Annotated in this window: 18 protein-coding genes; 1 reads left to right on the top strand and 17 read right to left on the bottom strand. The window is 69.3% G+C overall.

Annotation, left to right across the window (positions count from 1 at the left end; genetic code table 11):
• Nucleotides 1-20: 20 nt before the first annotated feature.
• The 3 genes from IM787_RS11935 to IM787_RS11925 form a co-directional block, all read right to left on the bottom strand.
• A complete protein-coding gene (locus IM787_RS11935; RefSeq protein WP_227494349.1) occupies nt 21-1124 on the bottom strand; it encodes a serine/threonine-protein kinase in 1104 nt (367 codons plus the stop codon).
• Between the two features lie 5 nt (nt 1125-1129).
• Nucleotides 1130-2035, bottom strand: a complete 906-nt coding sequence (locus IM787_RS11930) for a hypothetical protein (RefSeq protein WP_193676859.1) — start codon at nt 2033-2035, stop codon at nt 1130-1132.
• 68 nt (nt 2036-2103) lie between these two features.
• Nucleotides 2104-4422: a Tex family protein gene (locus IM787_RS11925; RefSeq protein ID WP_193676858.1), complete on the bottom strand. Its 2319-nt coding sequence runs from the start codon at nt 4420-4422 to the stop codon at nt 2104-2106.
• A 135-nt stretch (nt 4423-4557) separates the two neighbouring features.
• Between IM787_RS11925 and IM787_RS11920 the strand changes: the two genes are divergently transcribed.
• Nucleotides 4558-5283 carry a hypothetical protein gene (locus IM787_RS11920; protein WP_193676857.1) on the top strand — a complete coding sequence of 242 codons (726 nt, stop codon included), beginning with the start codon at nt 4558-4560 and terminating at the stop codon, nt 5281-5283.
• A 16-nt stretch (nt 5284-5299) separates the two neighbouring features.
• Here IM787_RS11920 and IM787_RS11915 read toward each other — a convergent pair whose 3' ends face one another.
• From IM787_RS11915 to IM787_RS11850, 14 genes are all read right to left on the bottom strand, one after another.
• Nucleotides 5300-5845 carry a methylated-DNA--[protein]-cysteine S-methyltransferase gene (locus IM787_RS11915; protein ID WP_193676856.1) on the bottom strand — a complete coding sequence of 182 codons (546 nt, stop codon included), beginning with the start codon at nt 5843-5845 and terminating at the stop codon, nt 5300-5302.
• Between the two features lie 8 nt (nt 5846-5853).
• A complete protein-coding gene (locus IM787_RS11910; RefSeq protein WP_193676855.1) occupies nt 5854-6801 on the bottom strand; it encodes a glutathione S-transferase family protein in 948 nt (315 codons plus the stop codon).
• Nucleotides 6798-8453, bottom strand: a complete 1656-nt coding sequence (locus IM787_RS11905; RefSeq protein ID WP_193676854.1) for an isovaleryl-CoA dehydrogenase — start codon at nt 8451-8453, stop codon at nt 6798-6800. Before IM787_RS11905 ends, IM787_RS11910 begins: the two co-directional genes overlap by 4 nt.
• A 5-nt stretch (nt 8454-8458) precedes the next feature.
• A complete protein-coding gene (locus tag IM787_RS11900; RefSeq protein WP_193676853.1) occupies nt 8459-9475 on the bottom strand; it encodes an NADP-dependent oxidoreductase in 1017 nt (338 codons plus the stop codon).
• Between the two features lie 9 nt (nt 9476-9484).
• On the bottom strand, nt 9485-9913 hold the full coding sequence (locus IM787_RS11895; protein WP_193676852.1) for a PaaI family thioesterase: 429 nt from the start codon (nt 9911-9913) through the stop codon (nt 9485-9487).
• 5 nt (nt 9914-9918) lie between these two features.
• Nucleotides 9919-10707 (bottom strand): SDR family oxidoreductase, encoded by a 789-nt coding sequence (locus IM787_RS11890; RefSeq protein ID WP_193676851.1) that lies wholly within the window; start codon nt 10705-10707, stop codon nt 9919-9921.
• The gene (locus IM787_RS11885; protein ID WP_193676850.1) at nt 10704-10952 is read right to left on the bottom strand and encodes a hypothetical protein; all 249 of its coding nucleotides are present in this window, start codon (nt 10950-10952) and stop codon (nt 10704-10706) included. The genes IM787_RS11890 and IM787_RS11885 overlap by 4 nt, the downstream gene beginning before the upstream one ends.
• Complete coding sequence (locus IM787_RS11880) at nt 10952-12778, bottom strand: acyl-CoA dehydrogenase (RefSeq protein WP_193676849.1); 1827 nt, start codon at nt 12776-12778, stop codon at nt 10952-10954. The genes IM787_RS11885 and IM787_RS11880 overlap by 1 nt, the downstream gene beginning before the upstream one ends.
• Before the next feature lie 13 nt (nt 12779-12791).
• Nucleotides 12792-13967, bottom strand: coding sequence for an acetyl-CoA C-acyltransferase (locus IM787_RS11875; protein ID WP_193676848.1), 1176 nt, complete (start codon nt 13965-13967; stop codon nt 12792-12794).
• Nucleotides 13968-13995: 28 nt separating this feature from the next.
• A complete protein-coding gene (locus tag IM787_RS11870) occupies nt 13996-15471 on the bottom strand; it encodes a M20 family peptidase (RefSeq protein ID WP_193676847.1) in 1476 nt (491 codons plus the stop codon).
• Between the two features lie 67 nt (nt 15472-15538).
• Nucleotides 15539-17638, bottom strand: coding sequence for a 3-hydroxyacyl-CoA dehydrogenase NAD-binding domain-containing protein (locus tag IM787_RS11865; RefSeq protein ID WP_193676846.1), 2100 nt, complete (start codon nt 17636-17638; stop codon nt 15539-15541).
• A gap of 115 nt (nt 17639-17753) precedes the next feature.
• Nucleotides 17754-18449: an ABC transporter ATP-binding protein gene (locus tag IM787_RS11860; RefSeq protein ID WP_193676845.1), complete on the bottom strand. Its 696-nt coding sequence runs from the start codon at nt 18447-18449 to the stop codon at nt 17754-17756.
• Complete coding sequence (locus IM787_RS11855; RefSeq protein ID WP_193676844.1) at nt 18449-19222, bottom strand: ABC transporter ATP-binding protein; 774 nt, start codon at nt 19220-19222, stop codon at nt 18449-18451. The genes IM787_RS11860 and IM787_RS11855 overlap by 1 nt, the downstream gene beginning before the upstream one ends.
• On the bottom strand, nt 19219-20559 hold the full coding sequence (locus tag IM787_RS11850; protein WP_193677120.1) for a branched-chain amino acid ABC transporter permease: 1341 nt from the start codon (nt 20557-20559) through the stop codon (nt 19219-19221). The genes IM787_RS11855 and IM787_RS11850 overlap by 4 nt, the downstream gene beginning before the upstream one ends.
• Nucleotides 20560-20603: the final 44 nt, after the last annotated feature.

Below are 20603 nucleotides of genomic sequence, written 5' to 3'. Positions count from 1 at the left end.
TTCTAGGCAGCGCCGCGTGGCTACTTCAGGGCGATGGCGATCGCTGCGGCCGTCGCGGCGAGGTAGGCGCACAGCCAGGCGACCCAGCCCCAGCTGCGCGCACGGGCGGGACCGCCCTCCGGCTGCGTGCCTTCGACCAGGCGGCGCAAGCCGGTGGACGATTCGAACTGCCTCGCCAGGGGCAGGCCGTTCGCCTCGGGCAATGCCAGCTCCGGCACGGGCGTGATCGCGGTCGTGGCGTACGGATCGACATTCGCCACGGCCGCCCGCGGCGGGATGCTGCGGGTGCCCCCGAGGCCGACCAGGCACTCGCCGAGGTCGCGGGCCATCTCCGCCGCATCCTGGTAGCGCGCCGCCGGATTCTTCTGCATGGCGCGGCCGATGATGTCGTCCAGCCGCGCCGGCACCCCGGCGCGGAACTGGCTCGCCGGCGGCGGCTGGCCGTGCAGGATCGCGTTCAGCAGGTGACCGAGGTTCTCGCCCGAGAAGGCCGGCACGCCCGCCACCATCTCGTACAGCATCGAGCCGAGCGAGAAGATGTCGCTGCGGTGGTCCACCGGGTGGCCGCCGACCTGCTCGGGCGACATGTACTTGGGCGAACCCATCATCGTCCCGCTCTGCGTGCGCACCTGCGACGTCTTCATGCGGGCGATGCCGAAGTCCATGATCTTCGCGTGGCCGCCGCCCACCAGCATGATGTTGCCGGGCTTGATGTCCCGGTGCACCACGCCGCGCTGGTGCGCGGCACCGAGCGCCGCGGCCACCTGCGCGGCGATGTCCAGCGCCTCGTCCAGCGGCAGCAGCTCGCCGGCCATGCGGTCGCGCAGTTCCACGCCCTGCAGCAGCTCCATGGCGATGTAGAGCCAGTCGCCCTCGCGCCCGAGGTCGTGGATGGTGATGATGTTCGGGTGGTTCAGGCCCCCGGCCGCCTTGGCCTCCTGCTGGAAGCGCGCCTCCAGGTGCCGGCGCTCCGCCGCGTCGTCGGGCAGCAGCAGCGTCTTGACGGCGACCTGCCGTTGCAGCGCATCGTCTTCCGCCAGGTACACCACGCCCATGGCGCCGCGCCCGAGCTCGCGCACGACGCGGTAGCGTCCGAGATGGGTGAAGGGGATCGTGCCGCCCATGCCGTTCACCAGAACTTGTACTTCTGGATGGCGCGCTCCAGCTTCTCGCGCGCCGTCGGCTCGCGCTGGGGGACCGCAGGACGTGGCGCGCGGCGCGGCACCGGTGCCGGCGGGGGGAACACGTGGTGCAACTCCATCTCCTCGCCGGGCTGCAGGTGGACTTCCAGGCGCAGCGGTTGCGCCTTGCCGTGCCGCACCTCGATCGCATGGGGTCCGGCGGGCAGCGCCAGTTGCACCAGCGGCGGCGTGGTCCCGACGTGCTGGCCGTCGACATGGACCTCGCCGTCCGGGCGGATGTCGAAGCGGATCACGGCGGGCCGCCGGGCGGCCTCGTAGCGCAGGCGCGCCATCCGCGCGGCCCAGCCCAGGCCCAGCACCGCGAGCACGCCGCCGCCCGCCAGCAGGTTGCGGCGCAGGCGGCGCGCGCTGGCCGCCGCCGGATCGAACACGTGCAGTGGATGGGTCTGCCGCTGCGCATCCATCATCTCGCCGGCCGCCCGGAGGTCTTCGGCGGCACGGGGCGCCTGCCGTTCGAGGGCATCGCGGAACGCCTGCGAGGCCAGGATCGGATGCGCGGCCGGGAACGCCGCCAGGGCCTCGGCCGTGTCCAGCCCTTCGCCGGCGACGCGCAGGCCGTCGTGTCCGGGCTCGGTGTGCACGCTGCCGTGGTGCAGGGCCACGCCCAGTGCGTCCTGCGGCAGCACGGCACGCGCGCGCCGCGCCGCTTCCAGCGCCTTCAGCGGCGGGATGTCACCGACGATCGCGAAGCCATCCGGCGCTTCCAGCACGACGCGCCGCTGCGGGTCCCAGCCGTCCGCGGCGGAACGGAGGGCCGCCGGCAAGCCGGCGCGGTCGCCGTCGCCGTCCTGCGAGGCGGAGCGCAGGCGCAGGAACAGGACGCTGGCAGCCACCGGGGGCGAACCGGGGCCGCCCGTCATCCGCGGGAACGAATTGCCAGCATGCGGGCTATTTTGGTGCGCTACTTGCGCAATCCCTGCAGTTTCGCGAACGCACCCTGCATTGCGCTGCCGATCGCCGGATTGTTCGTGGCGCGTTGACCACGCCCTGCCCCTTCGAAGCGGTTCTCGCGCGGGCCGTCGCGCCGCTGCACCGGCGCGCCCAGCTTCATGGTGAGGCTGATGCGCTTGCGCACCGGGTCGACCTCGAGCACCTTCACCTTGACGATGTCGCCGGTCTTCACGACTTCGCGGGCGTCCGTCACGAACTTGTGCGACAGCTGGCTGACGTGCACCAGGCCGTCCTGGTGGACGCCCAGGTCGACGAAGGCGCCGAACGCGGCCACGTTGCTGACCGTGCCTTCCAGCTCCATGCCGGGCTGCAGGTCGGCGATGTCGTCCACGCCGTCGTTGAAGCGGGCGACCTTGAAGTCCGGACGCGGGTCGCGGCCGGGCTTCTCGAGCTCGCCCAGGATGTCCTTCACGGTGATCACGCCGAACTTCTCGTTGGCGAAGAGCTCGGGCTTCAGGGTCTTGAGCATCTCGGCGCGGCCCATCAGTTCCTGCACCGGCTTGCCGGCGTGCGCCAGGATTTTCTCCACCACGGGGTAGGTTTCCGGGTGGACGCCGGTCATGTCCAGCGGGTTGTCGCCGCCGCGGATGCGCAGGAACCCCGCGCTCTGCTCGAAGGTCTTCGCGCCCAGGCCGCTCACCTGCAGCAGCTGCTGCCGGCTGCGGAAGGCGCCGTTCGACTCGCGCCACTGCACCACGGAGCGCGCGACGGAAGCGGACAGCCCGGACACCCGCGACAGCAGCGGCGCGCTGGCCGTGTTGAGGTCCACGCCGACGGCGTTCACGCAATCCTCGACCACGGCTTCCAGCGTGCGCGCGAGCTCGCTCTGATTGACGTCGTGCTGGTACTGGCCCACGCCGATCGACTTGGGGTCGATCTTCACCAGCTCCGCCAGCGGGTCCTGCAGCCGGCGCGCGATGCTCGCCGCGCCGCGCAGGCTCACGTCGACGTCCGGCATCTCCTGCGACGCGTACTCGCTCGCGGAATACACGGACGCCCCGGCTTCGCTCACGACGATGCGCTGCATGCCGTCGATGCGCTTCATCAGGTCGGCCGCCAGCTTGTCGGTCTCGCGGCTGGCGGTGCCGTTGCCGATGGCGATCAGGTTCACGCCGTGCTTGCGGCACAACTGGCCCAGCGTGTGCAGCGCGCCGTCCCAGTCGCGGCGCGGCTCGTGCGGGTAGACCGTCGCGGTGTCGACGAGCTTGCCCGTCGCGTCCACGACGGCGACCTTGACACCGGTGCGGATGCCGGGGTCGAGGCCCATCACCACGCGCGGCCCGGCCGGCGCCGCCAGCAGGAGGTCGCGCAGGTTCTCGGCGAAGACCTTGATGGCGACCTTCTCCGCGTCCTCGCGCAGGCGGGCGAACAGGTCGCGCTCGGTGGACAGCGACAGCTTCACGCGCCAGGTCCAGGCAACGCACTTGCGCAGCAGGTCGTCGGCCGGCCGCTTCTGGTGGCTCCAGCCCAGGTGCAGGGCGATCTTCCCTTCGGCGATCGACGGCTGGCCGGGCTCGGGCTCCACCGGCAGCACCAGCTTCACTTCGAGGATGTCCTGGGCGCGTCCGCGGAACACCGCCAGCGCGCGGTGCGACGGCACCCGGCCGATCGGCTCGTCATAGTCGAAGTAGTCGCGGAACTTGGCGACGTCCGGGTGGTTCTCGTCCTTGCCCGTGGCCAGTTTCGACTTCAGCAGCCCTTCGGTCCAGAGCCACTCGCGCAGCGACTGGACCAGCGCGGCGTCTTCGGCCCAGCGCTCGGAGAGGAGGTCGCGCACGCCGTCGAGCACGGCGGCCACGGTCGTGAAATCCTCCCCGCCCTCGCCTTTTTCCTTCTTCACGAAAGCGGTGGCTTCGGCGGACGGATCGCGTGTCGGATCGGCCCACAGCAGGTCCGCCAACGGTTCCAGGCCCGCCTCGCGCGCGATCTGGCCCTTGGTACGGCGCCGGGGCTTGTACGGCAGGTACAGGTCTTCGAGTTCCTGCTTGGTGGGGGCGGCCTCGACCGCCGCCTGCAGTTCGGGCGTGAGCTTGCCCTGCTCGCCGATGCTCTTGAGCACGGCCTCGCGCCGCTCCTCCAGCTCCCGCAGGTAACCCAGCCGGGCTTCCAGTTCGCGCAGGTGCACGTCGTCGAGGCCGCCGGTGGCCTCCTTGCGGTAGCGTGCGATGAAGGGGACGCTGGCGCCGCCGTCCAGCAAGTCGACCGCGGCGCGGACCTGGTTCTCCTGTACGCGGAGTTCGGCAGCGATCTGCCGCAGGATTTTTTGCATCGTGGGTTTACTGCTCAGGAACGATGGAAGCGCGCGAGTTTGCCACACGCCTCGTACAGCCAGACAGCGTCCCCGCTGACACGTGTTGCGGCCCCACTGCAGAGAATGGTTGACAAACGTCCCCTAGGAGGCTCCATGCGCTCACGATTTGTCCTGCTCGTCGTGGCGATCCTGCTCATCGCCGGTTTCGCCGCCCTCAACTGGTCCGAAGTGATCCGTCCCGCCCCCCTGTGGTTCGGCTTCGTCGTGGCGGACGCGCCGCTTGGTGCGATCCTCCTCGGCCTGCTCGCGCTCGCTCTGGTGGTGTTCGCGCTTTCGGCGGCCACCATGCGCACCCAGACGCTGCTCGAGTCGCGCCACCACATGAAGGAGCTGGAGGCCCAGCGTGCGCTGGCCGACAAGGCCGAAGCTTCGCGCTTCACCGAACTGCGCACGCACATCGACACGCACCTGCGCGAACTGCGCGACCGCGACGGCATCGCCGTCTCCGAGATGGAGAAGGCGCGGCTGGAGAACCAGCGTGAACTCCGGGCGCAGCTGGAGCAGATCAACCGCACCCTGGCGGCCCGGCTGAACGAGTTCGAACACCGGCTCGAGAGCCGCTTCGAACGCATGGGCATGGGCCGCGGTCCCGTCGTGGGGCAGACACCCGTGACCCAGCACGTGCCGGTGCGCGAGGACGCGGCGCACCCGAGCACGGTCCACGAACACGCCCAGGCGCAGCAGGCGCGCGAGCAGGCGCACCAGGCCCAGATGCGCGAGGAAGAGCGCCTGCGCGACGAACGCATCCGCGAGGAACGCGATCGTGCCGCCGCGGCGGGCGACCGGCCGGCCGAATCCGGCTGGCGCCGCTGGTTCTGACCGGGTCCGCCCGGCGTCAGTCGAACAGGCCCGGTTCGCCGCCGAACCGGGCCTTTTCTATTTCCAGCATCCGCAGCTTCGTATGGGCGCCGCCCTCGGCGGAAAAGCCACCGGGGCGGCCGCCCGCGGCCAGGACCCGATGGCAGGGGACGACGGGCGCGAACGGGTTGTGGCCCAACGCCTGGCCGACGGCCCGCGATGCACCGGGCTCGCCGAGCCGCTTCGCGACTTCGCCATACGTCAACACCTCGCCGGGCGGGATGGAGCGCGCGACGGCGTAGACCTTGCGGTGGAATTCGGGGACCCCTTCCAGCTCCAGCGGCACGTCCGCGAGATCGTCGCGCGCGCCTTCGAGCAGCGCCCGGATGCGCGCGATCGCAGCCTGGACGAAGGGCGGGGGCTCGGTCTCCGGCACGGCGCCGCAATGGCGGAGCATGCGGTCGCGCGTCCCGGTGCGCGTGGTCTCCGGCAACTGCACCGCCGCCAGCGCGTCGTCCGTCCAGGCGATGCCGCAGGCACCGATCGCGGTGTCGAACAGGCAGCAGCCCCGCACCGCGGCCATGGGGGCTCCTAGGCGGCCGCCCGCAGCACGTAGCCGAGCCGGGGGAAATGCACGTGCACCAGGCCGGCGCGCGCATCCTGGCGCCGCAGGCTGTAGTGCGTCCGCGTGGCCGCGATCAGTTCGCCTTCGGTGGGTTCGCTGCCGAAGGTCTCGGGCGTGATCGTCACGCGCGTGCCGAGCGGAATGCCGTGGTCGTCCTGGAAGGCACTGTCCACCAGCAGGTTGGCGCCGGGCGGCTGCGGGTCGTTCGCGGCAGCGATCGCGATGGCATCGGCGGAGGTCAGGCGCGTCATGGCGCCGTGGCCAATCGCCTCCACCCGCTGGGCCCACTCGCCCACCGAAGGCGTGGCGTTCAGGATGTCGGCCAGCACCGGCACCTGGTTGCGCGTGTACCAGATGCCGTGGTACGCGGCGAAGTCGGCCACGCAGGGCTCCATGCCGAACAGGAAGTCGTGCTCGTCCGCCATGTTCGCGATGCGCCGCAGGTACGAACGATAGGCCGAGGTCGCGTCCCCGGGACGCAGCCGCACCATGTTCGTGGACATGGCCTTGCGGTCCTCGGCGAAGGCTTTCGCGGCCTCGGGCGGCGCCTTGGCGAAGATGTGCGCGGCGCCCCTGGGCTGCAGGTTGTAGCCCATCGCGGCCCAGAACAGCGTCGTGTCGGCCCACTGCGCGAAGATCCGGCAGACGCCCTTGAGGTGCGGCGGGTGGAGCGTGGGCTCCGGCCGCACGTGCTCCAGCACGTCGCAGATCAGGGCGGTGTCGCAGTAGATGTCGGCGCCGACCTGCAGCACCGGGGTGCGGCGGTAGCCGCCCGTGAGCGCCACGACGTCGGGCTTGGGCAGGATCGCCGGCACCAGCACCGACTTCCACGGCAGCTTCTTGTAGCCCAGGATCAGCCGCAGCTTCTCGGAGAACGGCGAGCTGGCGTAGTGGTGCAGGATCAGGTCGTTCATGCGTCGTGTCGGTTCGGCAGCGCGCGTTGCAGGATGGCGTCGAAATCGGTCCGGCCGGACAGCGTGCCGAAGGCCTGGCCCCAGTCCCCGCCCAGGCGCGAATCGCAGAAGGCGCTGAACACCGCCGGCGTCGATGCCTGGTGCAGCAACGCGGCCTGCACGGCCAGGGCGACGTCCTGCGCCAGCCGCCTTGCCTCGACTTCCGAGGCCATCTCCTCCACCCGCAGCGGGAGGCTGGCGGCGAGCTTGTCCAGGGCCGGATGGGCGCCGCGCGCGGGCGCGAGCTCCTGCGCCAGCGCCGCGGCGGCGTCGGCCTTGCGCAGCGCGCGCAACAGGTCGAGCGCCATGATGTTGCCGGCGCCTTCCCAGATCGAGTTGAGCGGCATCTCGCGGTAGATGCGGGCCATGATGCCCTCGCCTGCTTCTTCCACGTAGCCGTTGCCGCCCAGGCATTCCATGGCTTCCTGCGCGAAATGGCTGCCGCGCTTGCAGATCCAGAACTTGGCGATGGGCGTCAGCAGGCGCGCCATGGCGGCTTCCTGCGCGTCGCCGCGGCGGTCGAACGCGCGCGCGAGCCGCAGCGCCAGCATCGTCGATGCTTCGCTCTCCAGCGCCAGGTCGGCCAGCACGTTGCGCATCAGCGGCTGTTCGGCGAGGCGTTTGCCGAAGGCCATGCGCTGGCCCGTGTGGTTCAGGGCGAGGGCCAGGGCCTGCCGCATCAGGCCGCTGGTGCCGAGCGCGCAATCGAGGCGCGTCATGGTGCCCATCTCCAGGATCTGCGGCACCCCCCGGCCTTCGTCGCCGACCAGCCAGCCGAAGGCGCCATGGAACTCCACCTCGGAGCTCGCGTTCGCCTTGTTGCCCAGCTTGTCCTTCAAGCGCTGGATGCGCAAGGCGTTGCGGCTGCCATCCGGCAACACGCGCGGCAGGAACAGGCAGCTCAGGCCGCTGGCGGTCTGCGCCAGCACCAGGAAGGCGTCGCACATCGGCGCCGAGAAGAACCACTTGTGGCCGGTGATGCGGAAGCGCTGGCCCCAGTCGTCGCTGCCATCGGGTTCGGCGTGGGTCGTGTTGGCGCGTACATCCGATCCGCCCTGCTTTTCCGTCATGCCCATGCCCATGGTCACGCCGGGCTTATCGCGCCAGGGTTTCAACGCGGGGTCGTAGCTGCGGCTGGTGAGCCGGGGCGCCCAGTCGCGATAGATCGCCGCATTGCTGCGCAAGGCCGGCGTCACCGCGTACGTCATGGAGATCGGGCACAGCACCGAAGGCTCGAGCTCGGTGAAGAGCATGAAGCCGGCGCCGCGCAGCACGTGCGGCGACGCTGCGCCCTGCTCCGCCCAGGGCGTGCCGTGCAGGCCCGCCCCGACGGCGGCGCCCATCAGCGCGTGGTAGCTGGGGTGGAACTCCACCTCGTCGATGCGGCGGCCGAAGCGGTCGTGCGTGCGCAGTTCGGGGGTGTGGGTGTTGGCCAGGCGCGCATGGACCTGCATCGCGCCGCTGCCGGCCAGCGCACCGAGGCGCGACAGCGGCGCGGTGTCCAGTTGCGGTGCATTGAAACGCAATGCGTCGCGCAACGCCCGGTTCGTCTCGAACAGGTTGGTGTCGACCAGCGGCTCGGGCTGGTTGAAGACTTCGTGCGTCGCGTCCATGGCGCTCAGGCCAGCTTCACCAGCTGCTTCCCGAAGTTGCGGCCCTTGAGCATGCCGAGGAAGGCTTCCGGCGCCGACTCCAGGCCTTGCGCCACGGATTCGCGCGGGCGCAGCTTGCCGGTGCCGACCAGCGTGCCGAGTTCCTGCAGCGCCTGCGGCCAGACGTCCATGTGCTCGCTGACGATGAAGCCTTCCACCGTCAGGCGGTTGGTCAGGATCAGCTGCGGGTAGGCCATCGGGATCGGCTTGCCGTCGTAGCCGGCGATCATGCCGCACAGCGCGATGCGGCCGAAGGCGTTCATGCGCAGCATCACGGCATCCATGACCATGCCGCCGACGTTCTCGAAGTAGCCGTGGATACCGTCCGGGCAGGCCTGCTTCAGCGCCTTGGACAACGAACCCGCGTCCGCGTGCTGCTTGTAGTCGATGCAGGCATCGAAGCCGAGTTCGTCGGTGACGTACTTGCACTTGTCCGGTCCGCCGGCGATCCCGACCGCGCGGCAGCCGCGCGCCTTGGCCAGCGCGCCCAGCGCGCTGCCCACCGCGCCGCTCGCGGCGCTGACCACGATGGTCTGGCCTTCCTTCGGCTGGATGATCTTCACCAGGCCGTACCAGGCGGTCACCCCCGGCATGCCGACCGCGCCGAGATAGTGCGACAACGGCACGTGCGTCGTGTCGACCTTGCGCAGCGCGCCGGGCTGGTCGGCGGCGACGACGCTGTACTCCTGCCAGCCGCCCATGCCGACGACCTTGTCGCCGGCCTTGAACTTCGGGCTGCGGCTTTCCACGACCTCGCCCACCGTCCCGCCCTGCATGACCTCGCCCAGCGGCTGCGGCGCGGCGTAGCTCTTGGCGTCGTTCATGCGGCCGCGCATGTAAGGGTCCAGGCTCAGGAAATGGTGGCGCACGAGCACCTGGCCGTCGTGCAGCGGCGGCGTCTCGGTGGTCACCAGCTTGAAGTTCGAGGCGCTGGCTTCGGCTTGCGGGCGGTTGTCCAGGAGGATCTGCTTGTTCTGCGGCATGGCCGTTCCTTAGTCGGTGGAGATCGCGTTGGCCGGCGCGCTGGGCGCCGGCCGCTTGACGTACTTGAAGGTGCCGGTGGCATGCGCGCACGCCCGGCCTTCGCTGTCGTGGATGGTGCCCTCGGTGAAGGCCATGGATTTCGTCCGGTGCATCAGCCGGCCCCTGCCGGTGAGCAGGCCCTGGCAGGGCTGCATGAAGGTCGTCTTCATCTCGATGGTGACGACGCCGATCTCGAGGTCGACGCTGCGCGCCGCCGTGGCCATGGTCACGTCCAGCAGCGTCATGATGGCGCCGCCGTGCGTGACGAGGAAGGAATTCATGTGCTCGCGCTTCGGCAGGTACCGGAGTTCCGAGGCGCCGCCTTCCATCCGCACCAGTTCGAAGCCGAGATGGTCGACGAAGGGGATCTCCACCCCGAACAGCTTGGGTGTCGCCACGGCCCTCAGCCTCCGGTCACCACCGAGACGCCGCCATCGACCGCCAGCCACTGGCCGGTGATGTGCTTGCCGGCGTCGGACGCGAACAGGACCGCCGTGCCCTTCAGGTCCTCGTCGTCGCCCAGCCGGCGCAGCGGCGCGCGCGCGGCGAGCTCGTCGCCGATGCGCTCGAGCGTGTTCTTCGTCATCTTGCTGGGGAAGAAGCCCGGGCAGATCGCGTTGACGTTGATGCGGTACTTGCCCCATTCGCAGGCCAGGGCCTGCGTGAACGTGATCACCGCGCCCTTGGACGTGTTGTAGGCCAGCGTGTTCATCTCCGGCGGGTTGCCGCCCAGGCCGGCGATGGAGGCGATGTTGATGATGCGGCCCTGCTGCCGCGGGATCATGCTGCGCTTGGCGATGTGCTGGCTCAGGATGAAGTAGCCGCGCAGGTTCAGGTTCATCACCTTGTCCCAGGCTTCCACCGGGTGGTCCTCGGCCGGTGCGCCCCAGGCGGCACCCGCGTTGTTCACCAGGATGTGCACGTCGCCCATCCGCTCCAGCGTCTGGTCGGCCAGGCGGCGGATGTCTTCCTCCCGCGAACAGTCGGCGGCGATCCAGCGAGCGTCGATGCCCGCGGCCTGCAGGTCCGCCGTCGCCTCCTCGAGGTCGTCGGCCTTGCGCGAGCTGAGCATGATGCGGGCGCCGGCCTCGCCGAGGGCATGGGCGAGCTGCAGGCCCAGGCCGCGCGAACCTCCGGTGACGAGGGCCGTCTTGCCCTCCAGGTTGAACAGTTGCTGCACCGTGCGCGTCATCTCTTGGTCTCCGGGGGTCGTTGGGGGGATTGTGCGCCCGGCGCCGGCGCCTCCGGCAGGCGGGAGCGCACGAAGATCAGCACGACCCCCGCGGCGGTGGCGATGCCCCCCAGCACGCTGAGGCTCCAGCCGGCGATGGCGGCCTCGTCGTGCGAGGCGATCCCCAGGATCACCATGAAGAGGCCGCCGAAGATCAGCGTCCACACGAGGGCATCGAGGCGGGCGAGCGCGCGGGCGCTGGCCATCAGAACGCCTCCTCGGGCATGGTGGCGCAGGTCGGGTCGCGCGTCTCCACGGCCCGCAGCCAGGCCGGGATCTTCGGCAGTTCGTAGTGGAAGAAGTAGCGCGTCGCGCGCACGCGGCCCTCGTCGGCGGACCGCGTGCTGCCTGCCGGCAGCGCCAGCAGCACGTCGAGCCAGGTCCACGCGATCACCAGGTGGCCGAAGGCCTGCATGTACGGGACCGCATTGGCGAGCGCATCGGAGGGGTTCCCCGTCGCCCACGCCGACTTGGTGGCGGCGCCAACTTTCTGCAGCGCCTGGCCGAGGGCATTGGCATGCTCGGAGAGGTCCGGGCGCTGGATGGCCTTCTCGATCGTCGCGTTGATGCGACCGGCCAGCAGGGCGAGGCCCTTGCCGCCTTCCATCACCACCTTGCGCCCGAGCAGGTCGGCCGCCTGGATGCCGTGCGTGCCTTCGTGGATCATGTTCAGGCGGTTGTCGCGCCAGTACTGCTCCACGGGGAAGTCGCGCGTGTAGCCGTAGCCGCCGTGCACCTGGATCGCGAGCGAGTTCGCCTCCAGGCAGAACTCGCTGGGCCAGCTCTTGGCCACCGGCGTGAGCACCTCCAGCAGCAGGCGCGCCTCGTCGGCCGCCTCCGGCGTGCCGGTGTGCTGCTCGTCGACCAGGCGGGCGCAGTACAGCAGCAGGGCCAGCGCGCCTTCGCAGTACGACTTCTGCGCCAGCAGCATGCGCTTGATGTCGGCGTGCTCGATGATGCGGACCTGCGGCTGCGCCGGGTCCTTGCCGGCCGGGCCGACCGGACGGCCCTGCGGCCGGTCCTTCGCATAGGCCAGCGACGCGTAGTAGCCCGCCAGGCCCAGCGAGGTCGCCGCCATGCCGATGCCGATGCGCGCCTCGTTCATCATGTGGAACATGCAGCGCAGGCCTTCGCCTGGCTTGCCCACGAGGTAGCCGATGGCGCCCGCGCCGCCGCGCACGGGGAACTTGCCTTCGCCGAAGTTGAGCAGCGTGTTGGTCGTGCCGCGCCAGCCGAGCTTGTGGTTCAGGCCGGCCAGCGCCACGTCGTTGCGCTCGCCCGTGAGCCGCCCGTCGCTGTCCACCAGCTTCTTCGGCACGATGAACAGCGAGATGCCGCGCGTGCCCGGCACCAGCTTGCCGTCCGGGCCCGGGATCTTCGCCAGCACCAGGTGGATGATGTTCTCCGCCAGCTCGTGCTCGCCGGCCGAGATCCACATCTTGTTGCCCTTGAGGCGGTACCGCGCGCCGAGCGGATCGGCCTCGAAATCGCCGCCGTCGGGCGTCGCTCGCGTCACGATGTCGGAGAGCGAGGAACCGGCCTGCGGTTCCGACAGGCACATGGTGCCGGTGAAGCGCCCGCCGAACTCGTTGCGCGCGAACACGGCCTTCTGCATCTCGGTGCCGTGCACCATCAGCAGGTTGGCGTTGCCCTTAGTGAGAAGGCTGGAGCCCATGCTCACCGAAGCCGTGCCGAAGAAGGTGCCCGCCGCGGCCTCGATCGTGTAGGGCAGCTGCATGCCGCCCTCCTCGTAGTCCTGGGCGGCGCTCACCATGCCGGAGGCTACGTAGGCGCGGTGCGCCTCGTGCGTCGCCTGCGGCAGGATCACCTTCTCGCCGTCGAAGCGCGGCTCCTCGGTGTCGATCAACCGGTTGAAAGGCGCGTACTTCTCGCGCGCGATCCGCTCGCAGGTGTCCAGCACCGCGTCGAAGGTCTCGCGCGAATGGTCGGCGAATCGGGCGCGGCCGTTCAGGCGCTCGGCCTGCAGCCAGTCGTAGAGGAGGAAGTCGAGGGTGGGGCGAAGGGAAGACATGCCTTCCCTTCCCTTACAGGACTTCGAACACGCCCGCCGCCCCCATGCCGCCGCCGATGCACATGGTCACCACCACGCGCTTGGCGCCGCGGCGCTTGCCTTCGATCAGCGCATGGCCGGTCAGGCGCTGGCCGGACACGCCGTACGGGTGGCCGACGGCGATGGCGCCGCCGTTGACGTTGAGTCGGTCGTCCGGGATGCCCAGCTTGTCGCGGCAGTACATGACCTGCACGGCAAAGGCTTCGTTCAGTTCCCACAGGTCGATGTCCTGCACGGTCAGGCCCAGCTTCTTCAAGACCTTCGGCACGGCGAACACGGGGCCGATGCCCATCTCGTCGGGCTCGCAGCCGGCCACCGCGAAGCCGAGGAAGCGGCCCATCGGCTTGAGGTTGTTGCGGCTGGCGTACTCCTCGCTCACCACCACGCAGGCGCCGGCGCCGTCGGAGAATTGGCTGGCGTTGCCGGCGGTGATCACGCCGCCGGGCAGCGCGGGACGGATGCCGGCGATGCCTTCGGCCGTGGTGCCCTCACGCAGGCCCTCGTCCTTGCTGACGGTGACTTCCTTGGTGATCAGGCCCATCACGGCGTCGGCCACGCCGGCCTTGACGGTGATCGGTGCGATCTCGTCCACGAACTTGCCCTCGGCCTGGGCCGCGCAGGCGCGCTGCTGGCTGCGCGCGCCGTAGAAGTCCATGTCCTCGCGGCTGATGTTGTAGCGCTTGGCGACCTGTTCGGCCGTCTGCAGCATCGACCAGTAAATCTCGGGCTTCTTCTTGTCCAGCGCCGGGTCGCGCAGCATGTGCTGGTTCATCTCCTGCTGCACGCAGGAGATGCTCTCCACGCCGCCGGCGACGTAGACGTCGCCCTCGCCGGCGATCACGCGCTGCGCCGCCATGGCGATGGTCTGCAGGCCGGAGGAGCAGAAGCGGTTGACCGTCATGCCGGAGACGGTGATGGGCAGGTCCGCCATCAGCGCGATCTGGCGCGCGATGTTGGCGCCGGTGGCGCCTTCGGGGTTGGCGCAGCCCATGATGACGTCCTCGACGGCGTCGGGCGCGACACCGGCGCGCTGCAGCGCGTGCTTGACGGCGTGGCCGCCGAGCGTGGCGCCGTGCGTCATGTTGAACGCGCCCTTCCAGCTCTTGGTCAGGGGGGTGCGGGCGGTGGAGACGATGACGGCGTTGGTCATGGTGGATTGCCTTTCAGACGGGTTCGGATCAGGGAGCCGGCGCGTTCAGGTTGCGCAGCAGCTGGTGGTAGAAGCGGACGAGCTCGCCGAGGTTGCCCACGGCGATGCGCTCGTTGGTGCCGTGCAGGCGCGGCAGGTCCTCGGGCTTCGCGCGCACCGGCGAGAAGCGGAAGATGTTGTCGGCGATCGGCACGAAGTGCTGCGAATCGGAACCGGCGATGTAGAGGCCCGGCGCGACGATGGTGTCCGGGAACAGGGAACGCAGCGTGCGCTCCAGCAGGCGGTAGGCGGGGGCGTCGGTGGACGTGACCGGCGTGGGGTCGACCGCACCCGGCCACTCCTTCAGCTCGAAGCCCTCCCCCACCTTGCTGCGCACGTGCTGCATCACGCTCTCGCGCGTGTCGCCGGGCAGGATGCGGAAGTTCACCGTGGCCTCGGCGACGCCGGGGATCACGTTCTCCTTGTTGCCGGCGTTGACGATGGTGAGCGCCGTGGTCGTGCGCATCATGGCGTTGGTGCTCGCGCCTTTCGCGAGCTGGCCTTCCACCACCGGGCCGAACAGCCAGAGGTTGGACAGCGCCACGCGCTGCATGCCGCTCATCTCGGGCGCGAGAGTGGCGAACAGCTCGCGTGCCACGCCCTTGAGTTCGGCCGGGAACTGCTCGTCCTGCAGCCGGCGCAGCGCCGCCACCAGCTGGCCGACGGCAGTGGCTTCCGGCACCGGCGGCATGGACGAATGCCCGGGCTTCGCTGTCGCCTTCAGCTGGATCGAGGTGTAGCCCTTCTCCGCCACGCCGACCAGGGCCGCAGGCGCCGCCAGGCCGGGCACCACGCCTTCGGTGAGCACCAGGCCTTCGTCGATGACCCAGTCCAGCCGCACCTTGCGGTCCTGCAGCAGCTTGACCGCCTGCTTCGCGCCCCGCTGGCCCGCCACTTCCTCGTCGGCGCCGGAGAACAGGTACACGGTCTGGCGCGGCTGGAAGCCGGAGGCGAGCAGCAGCTCGATCGCCTCCAGCTGCGCGATCAGGTTGCCCTTGTCGTCCCAGGCACCGCGGCCCCAGACGAAGCCGTCCTTCACCTGGCCGGAGAACGGCGGCACTTCCCAGCTCGCCTCCGTCCCGGGCGCGATCGGCGCGACGTCGTTGTGCGCCATCAGCATCACCGGCTTGGCCGCGGCGTCGCTGCCCTTCCAGGTGTAGAGCAGGCTCAGCTCGCCGATGAACTCGCGCTGCAGCTTCGCGTGCACCTGCGGGAAGCGCTGCTCCAGGAAGGCGTGCAGCTTGCGGAACTCGCCGGCGTTGAACGCCGGGTCGTCCTGGCTGGGCACCGTCTGGAAGCGGATCGCGCCGGCCAGCTTGTCGGCGACGGCGGCGGTGTCCACCGCCAGCGGCGGCGCGGGCGCGACGGTGACCTGGCGCGAACCCTGCCGCAGCGTGTTGGCGGCCACGGCCGCCACCAGCAACAGCACGGCGGCAAGGAGGACGAGGAACAGGCGCTTGATCATGGGTGGGGGCTGGATCCCCGCCTGCGCGGGGATGACCCTCGGCGGCCCCGCCGGGGCCTTCCGAGGGTCAGCTGAAGGTCTTGCCTTCGCTGGCCAGCTTCATCAGCAGCGGCGCCGGCTCCCAGAACTTCGCGTCGTCGCGCGGGTTGGCCTGGAAGCGCTTCATGGCCTGGACCACGTTGAAAAGGCCGACCTGGTCCGCGTACAGCATGGGGCCGCCGCGGTGGATCGGGAAGCCGTAGCCCGTGATGTAGACCATGTCGATGTCGCTGGCGCGGGCGGCGATGCCCTCTTCCAGGATGCGCGCGCCCTCGTTGACCAGCGCGAACACCAGGCGCTGCACGATCTCCTCGTCGGAGATCCTGCGCGGCTCGATGCCCAGCGACTTGCGGTGCTCGGCGACCATGTCCTCGACCAGCTTGGACGGGATGGCGTCGCGCTTGCCGGCCTGGTAGTCGTACCAGCCGGCGCCGGTCTTCTGGCCGAACCGGCCCAGCTCGCACAGCTTGTCGGCGGTGCGGCTGTACTTCATGTCCGGGCGCTCGGCGGCGCGGCGCTTGCGGATCGCCCAGCCGATGTCGTTGCCGGCCAGGTCGCCCATGCGGAACGGGCCCATGGCGAAGCCGAACCTCTCGATGGCGCGGTCCACCTGCTGCGGCGTGGCGCCTTCGTCCAGCAGGAAGCCGGCCTGGCGGCTGTACTGCTCGATCATGCGGTTGCCGATGAAGCCGTCGGTGACGCCGGAGACGACCGCGGTCTTCTTGATCTTCTTGGCCAGCGCCATCACTGTGGCCAGCACGTCCTTGCCGGTCTTCTTGCCGCGCACGACTTCCAGCAGCTTCATGACGTTGGCCGGGCTGAAGAAGTGCAGGCCGACCACGTCTTCCGGCCGCTTGGTGAAGGAGGCAATCTTGTCCAGGTCCAGCGTGGAGGTGTTGGACGCCAGGATCGCGCCCTTCTTCATCACTTCGTCCAGCTTCTTGAAGACCGTCTCCTTGACACCCATCTCCTCGAACACTGCCTCGATCACGAGGTCGGCGTCGCCGATCTCTTCATAGGAGAGCGTCGGCTTGAGCAGCGCCATGCGCTGCTCGTACTTGTCCTGCTTCAGCTTGCCCTTCTTGACCTGGCCTTCGTAGTTCTTGCGGATGGTCGCCAGGCCGCGGTCGATGGCCTCCTGCTTCATCTCGAGGATGGTCACCGGGATGCCGGCGTTCAGGAAGTTCATCGAGATGCCGCCACCCATGGTGCCGGCGCCGATCACCGCAACCTTCTTAATCTCGCGCTGCTTCGTGTCGTCCGGCACGTCGGCGATCTTGCTGGCGGCGCGCTCGGCCATGAACAGGTGGCGCAGCGCCCGCGACTCGGGGGTGAACATCAGCGCGGTGAAGATCTCGCGCTCGTAGGCCATGCCTTCGTCGAACTTCTTCTTGGTCGACGCCTCGACGGCGTCGACGCACTTGGCGGGTGCCGGGAAGTTCTTGGCCATGCCCTTGACCATGTTGCGCGCGAACTGGAAGTACGCGTCGCCCATCGGGTGCTTGCTGGGCAGGTTGCGCACCAGCGGCAGCGGGCGCGTGTCGGCGACCGAGCGGGCAAAGGCGATCGCCTCCTCCAGCAGCGCCTCGGGCGAGGACGCCATCTTGTCGAACAGCTTCTGGCCGGGCAGCTGGGCGAGCATCTCGCTCTTGACCGGCTCGCCGCTGACGATCATGTTCAGCGCCGGCTCGACGCCCAGCACGCGCGGCAGGCGCATCGTGCCGCCGGCGCCGGGGATCAGGCCCAGCTTCACTTCGGGCAGCGCGATGTTGGCGCCGGGCGCGGCGATGCGGTAGTGGCAGCCGAGCGAAAGCTCGAGGCCGCCGCCCATGGCGACGGAGTGGATCGCGGCCACGATCGGCTTGGCGGAGTTCTCGCAGGCGAGGATGACGGACAGCAGGTTCGGTTCGGCCGTCGCCTTGGGCGAGCCGAACTCCTTGATGTCGGCGCCGCCGGAGAAGGCCTTGCCCGCGCCGGTGATGACGATCGCCTTGACGGCCGGGTCCGCGTTCGCCTTGTTCAGGCCGTCGGTGATCGCGGTGCGCGTGGCGTAGCCGAGACCGTTGACCGGCGGGTTGTTCATCGTGACCACGGCGACGTCGCCGTGCACCTTGTATTCAGCCGTCATGCTGCTTTCCTTTGATGAGAAAAGAACGGTCGTTCTTTTTTGCGATTGTAGGGGGGCATTGTTGCAGTGCAACGGCGCCATGTCCGCTGGGGGACATGGGCCTTCAGGCCGGAGCTTATACCTCCAGCCACTCCTTGCGGATGTACGCATCCGCGCGCAGCGATTCCGGGGTGCCCTGGAAGACGATGCTGCCGTGGCCCATCACCAGCGCGCGGTCGGAGATCGCCATGGCGATGGTCAGCTTCTGCTCGATCAGCAGCACCGACACGCCACGGGTCTTGAGCGTCTTCAGGTATTCGCCGACCAGCTCGACGATCTTGGGCGCCAGGCCCTCGGTCGGCTCGTCGATGATGATGAGCTCCGGGTCGCCCATGAGCGTGCGGCACAGGGTCAGCATCTGCTGCTCGCCGCCGGAGAGCACGCCCGCTTCGGTGTGCTGGCGTTCCTTCAGGCGGGGGAACATCCCGTACATGTCGTCGAAGTCCCAGCGGCCCTTCTGACGCGCGCTCTTCTGCCCCAGCATCAGGTTCTGGTGCACCGTGAGCTTGGGGAAGATGTCGCGGTTCTCGGGCACGTAGCCCAGGCCCAGGTGGGCGATCTCGTAGGGCTTGCGGCCCCCGATGGCCTGGCCCTTCCAGACCACGTCGCCGGTGCTTTCGACCATGCCCATGATGGCCTTGGCCGTGGTGGAGCGGCCCGAGCCGTTGCGGCCGAGCAGCGCGACGATCTCGCCCTGGCCGACGTCGAACTGCACCCCGTGCAGCACGTGGCTCTTGCCGTAGTAGGCGTGGAGGTTGCCGACGGTGAGCATCAGTGCGCCCCCGCCTGTGCCTGCGCGACCACGGAGCCCAGGTAGGCTTCCTGCACCTTCTGGTTGGCCCGCACGTTCTCCGGCGTGTCGAAGGCGATGATCTCGCCGTAGACCACCACCGCGATCTTGTCGGCGAGGCCGAACACCACGCCCATGTCGTGTTCGACGGTCAGGAGCGTCTTGCCCACGGTGACTTCCTTGATCAGCTCGATGAAGCGGCGGGTTTCCTCGCGGCTCATGCCCGCGGTGGGCTCGTCCAGCAGGATCACGTTGGCGCCGCCCGCGATGGTGATGCCGACTTCCAGCGCGCGCTGTTCCGCATAGGTCAGGTTCACCGCGAGCACGTCGCGTTTCTTGTGCAGGCGGATGCGTTCCATCAGCTGCTCGGCGCGCTCGTTGGCGTCGTCCAGGTCGGCCAGGAACTTCAGGAAGGTGTAGCGGTAGCCGAGGCTCCACAGCACGCCGCAGCGCAGGTTCTCGAACACCGACAGCTTGGGGAAGATGTTGGTGATCTGGAAGCTGCGGGACAGGCCGAGGCGGTTGATCTCGAACGGCTTCTTGCCGTCGATGCGGTGGCCGTTGAGCAGCACTTCCCCGCTGCTGGCGGGGAAGCGGCCGCTGATCAGGTTGAACAGCGTCGACTTGCCGGCGCCGTTGGGGCCGATCACGGCGACGCGCTCGCCCTGCTCCACCTTCAGGCTGCAGCCGCGGATGATCTCGGTCTTGCCGAAGCTCTTGCGCAGGTCGCGCAGTTCCAGGGCGGGCGTGCTCACAGCGTTTCCCTCCGCTTCATTTCCTTCTCGATGAACTCCTCGATCTCGCCCCACTGGCGCAGGAAGTGGCGCCGCACCAGCTCGAACAACCCGAGGCCGGTGAGCAGCACGAACACCGCGCCGAACCAGCTGTCCACGCTCTTGACGTTCAGGTCGGCGCCGAGGAAGCGCACGGTGTCGCCCAGGGCCACGTTCAGCTGCAGGTGGTACACCATCTCGATCATCGCCGCCGCGCCCAGGAGCACCAGCAGCGCGGTCACGCCCAGCGCCAGGTAGCTGACCCAGAGCTCCTTCAGCCGGCCGAACGCCGCCACCCGCAGGTTCATCATGATCAGGCTGGCGATGCCGCCAGGGGCGTACATCACCATGAACATGAAGATCAGGCCCAGGTACAGCAGCCACGCCTTGGTGAACTCGGAGAACAGCACGAAGGCCAGCACCATCAGGATGCCGCCGATGATCGGCCCGAAGAAGAAGGTGGCGCCGCCGAGGAAGGTGAAGAGCAGGTAGCCGCCGGAGCGCGCCGGTCCCACCACTTCCGCCGTGGCGATCTCGAAGTTCAGCGCCGACAGGCCCCCCGAGATGCCGGCGAAGAAGCCCGCCAGGATGAACACCAGGTAGCGCACGCGCTGCGTGTCGTAGCCGATGAACTCCACGCGTTCGGGGTTGTCGCGCACGGCGTTCAGGATGCGACCCAGGGGCGTGCGCGTCAGCGCGTACATGGCGGCCACGCAGATGAACGTGTACACCGCGATCAGGTAGTAGACCTGGATCGCCGGCCCGAAGGTGATGCCGAAGAACGGCTTGCCCACCACGCGGTTGGCCGAGATGCCCGCTTCGCCGCCGAAGAACTCCGAGAACATCAGCGACATCGCGAAGATCAGTTCGGCGATGCCCAGCGTGATCATGGCGAACGGCGTGCCCGACTTCTTGGTGGTCACGTACCCGAACAGGATGGCGATCGCCATGCCGCCCAGCCCGCCCACCAGCGGGAGCAGGCTCACGGGGATGGGCAGCTGACCCTTGGTGGCGGCGTTCAGCGCGTGGATGGCGAAGTACGTGCCAAGTCCGGTGTAGACGGCGTGGCCGAAGCTGAGCATGCCGCCCTGCCCCAGGAGCATGTTGTACGAGAGGCAGGCGATGATCGCGATGCCGATCTGCGACAGGATGGTGATGCCAAGCCCACTCGTGAACAGCATGGGCGCCACCGCGAGGACCAGCGCGAAGGCGGTCCAGATCACGATGCGGGCCACGTTGTAGGGGCGGAACTCGTAGTACTGGCCCCGGGCGGCGCGCCCGGCGGGGACACGCCCCGCGCCGTTGCCTGGCAGGTCCATGGGCACGCCCACGCGCCGGTTCTCGCGTTCGGCTTCGGAGCCGA

It is taken from the genome of Ramlibacter pallidus (assembly GCF_015070875.1).
GTDB classification, from domain to species: Bacteria; Pseudomonadota; Gammaproteobacteria; order Burkholderiales; family Burkholderiaceae_C; genus Ramlibacter; species Ramlibacter pallidus.
This window is presented reverse-complemented; position numbering and strand designations above follow the sequence as displayed.